Source organism: Alteromonas alvinellae (genome assembly GCF_902705805.1).
Window position 1 is genome coordinate 1 of record NZ_CACSIH010000082.1, and the last position, 2,522, is coordinate 2,522.

Sequence of the window (2,522 nt, forward strand, 5' to 3'; positions counted from 1 at the left end):
AAGGACTAAACCGCTCCGCGGTAGTAGTGCCGCCCCCACCTCATTAATTATATTCTGATCTCGTTCCCCGCTTCTAAGCTGAAGGAAGGGCAATGTCGCCCTGAATCCACTCAGGAGTGAAACCATGAGTTACTTTGAAGGATCCAACCCCATACGCCAACGCATGATTGAAGATATGACCATGCGTAGGCTCAGTCCTAAAACGCAAATAGGCTACATCAGAGGCGTGAAGAAACTTGCTACCTTTTTGAAACGCTCGCCAGAGGATGCTACGGCTGAAGAATTGCGCCAATTCCAACTCGCAATGGCCGAGCAAGGTACATCTAACATCACCATCAATGCCACGTTATCGGGTTTAACGTTCTTATTTCATAAGTCCTTGAATCGACCTGATGTGATGCTCAAAGTCAGCACCGTGCCGGTGCCAAGGAAGTTGCCGACGGTATTGAGTAAAGAGGAAGTCAAACAACTGATGGATGCCACTCACAACATGAAATACAAAACAGCCTTCGCGGTGGCCTATGGTGCGGGATTACGGATAAGCGAAGTGGTTGCCTTGAAGGTGACGGATATCGACAGCAACCGTATGTTGCTACGCATAGAACAAGGTAAAGGGAAAAAAGATCGCATGGCGATGTTATCCCCGATGCTGTTGAACATCCTTCGCCAGTGGTACAAGCATGCTAAGGCACATCACTTAATGTTACCGGGTGGCTGGTTGTTTCCGGGGCAAAATCCGTTAAACCCGCTTGGCACCCGTCAACTCAGTCGTGCCTGTAAATCGGCATGTCAGGATGCAGGTCTGACTAAAAAGGTCACCATGCATACGCTGCGACACAGCTTTGCGACGCACTTGTTAGAAGATAAAGTCGATATTCGGGTTATTCAAACCTTGTTAGGGCACAGCAAACTGGAAACCACCGCGCTGTATACACAAGTCGCCAGTAAACTCTTACAAGAGGTAGTGAGCCCGCTGGATACACTAGTATTGTGAGCGTGACAATATGTCGATTAACTCACGGACTCCGCTGGAAGTGGCAGACGTGTTTCGCCTGTCTGGTGCCCAGTATAAACAGTCTCAGCAGGGGCATTTAAGCTTAGCTCAACTGAAAGTGATGTCAGCCATTGAGCGCTGTCGAAGTGCTCAATTAGGTGGCCATCACTTGCACTGTGAACAGTGTCATACCGATGTTATCGCGTATAACTCCTGCCGTAACAGGCACTGTCCTAAGTGCCAGGGGGCTAGTGCTAAACGCTGGTTTGCAGCCAGAGAGCAGCAGTTGTTGCCGGTGGAGTATTATCATGTTGTCTTCACGCTACCAATAGAGGTAGCGCAATTAGCCTTTTATAACAAAGCACTGATGTATCAATTGTTGTTTAAAGCGGCATCACAAACGCTGCTCACTATCGCTGGTGATAAGCGTCATCTGGGGGCTGAGATTGGCACCACTATGGTGTTGCATACATGGGGCTCAGCGATGATGCATCATCCTCATGTGCACTGCATTGTCCCCGGTGGAGGGTTGGATAAAGCTAAACAATGGAAAGCGTGTAAAAAAGGCTTCTTCTTGCCGGTTCGAGTATTGTCACGCTTGTTCCGCCGGTTGTATATGCAGGCACTGCAAACGTTATATACGTCGCAACAACTCCTTTGCTTCGGCGAACTCGTTCAGACAGTAGGCTTTGACAGTCCGGCGCGTTTTACTGCCTGGTGTAAACAGCAACAGGCACAAGAATGGGTCGTGTATGCCAAACCGCCGTTTGCTGGCCCCAAGGCAGTCTTAAAATACTTATCCCGTTACACGCATCGGGTGGCGATTGCCAATAGCAGGCTGCAATCCATCGATGAAGCCCACGTACGCTTCAAGTACAAGGATTACCGGCGCAAAGGAAACAACATGCACCGGACGATGCAACTGACGTGTGACGAGTTTATGCGTCGATTCTTATTGCATGTCTTGCCAATCGGGTTTCATCGTATCCGGCATTATGGGTTACTGGCAAGTAAAGCCAAACTCAATATGGCCAGACAAGCCTTGCACGTAGCACCGCCACCAGAAATCAAAAATCCTGCCAATGAATCGAAGGCAGACTCAGCCCCCTTCGTGTGCAGGCAATGTCAATCACCGATGAAGATGTCGGCGCTCAGGCTACTCTCTTACTTACCAAGAGCTCCTCCTGCATCAACATAGTCGTCAATAATGCTCGAAAAATCACCTTTACTGGTGAGGGTAGCGCTTTATCTTCACTCCCGTAACCCCCATTACAATGAATAAAACGAGACAACCGAACTGAATAAAAACGTGAAAACGAGATGCGAATAGAGACGAAATACGACTGGAAAAACATGGTCATTGTGATCATCAACTACCGCCAAATCAAATCCACCATCGAAATCCCCATAGCTACACCACCGAGGTAACATCCCGCGGTTTCGTCCACCGGAGATTATCATCTATCAGCCCGAAAGCGGAACATCAACGTGACTCTGAATGGGAGGCAGATAACTGATAATCTAAACA

General features: G+C 48.6%; 2 protein-coding genes. Both read left to right on the plus strand.

Annotation, left to right across the window (positions count from 1 at the left end; translation table 11 throughout):
• The first annotated feature begins 163 nt into the window (after nucleotides 1–163).
• Nucleotides 164–994: a tyrosine-type recombinase/integrase gene (locus ACX5KA_RS05410; protein ID WP_458730605.1), complete on the plus strand. Its 831-nt coding sequence runs from the start codon at nucleotides 164–166 to the stop codon at nucleotides 992–994.
• 10 nt (nucleotides 995–1,004) lie between these two features.
• On the plus strand, nucleotides 1,005–2,192 hold the full coding sequence (locus tag ACX5KA_RS05415) for an IS91 family transposase (RefSeq protein WP_458730604.1): 1,188 nt from the start codon (nucleotides 1,005–1,007) through the stop codon (nucleotides 2,190–2,192).
• Nucleotides 2,193–2,522 lie beyond the last annotated feature (330 nt).

Excerpts from the sequence above, each read along its gene's own strand:
- ACX5KA_RS05410 (WP_458730605.1), top strand. The coding sequence starts at position 164 with ATGATTGAAGATATGACCATGCGTAGGCTCAGTCCTAAAACGCAAATA.
- ACX5KA_RS05415 (WP_458730604.1), top strand. The coding sequence starts at position 1,005 with ATGTCGATTAACTCACGGACTCCGCTGGAAGTGGCAGACGTGTTTCGC.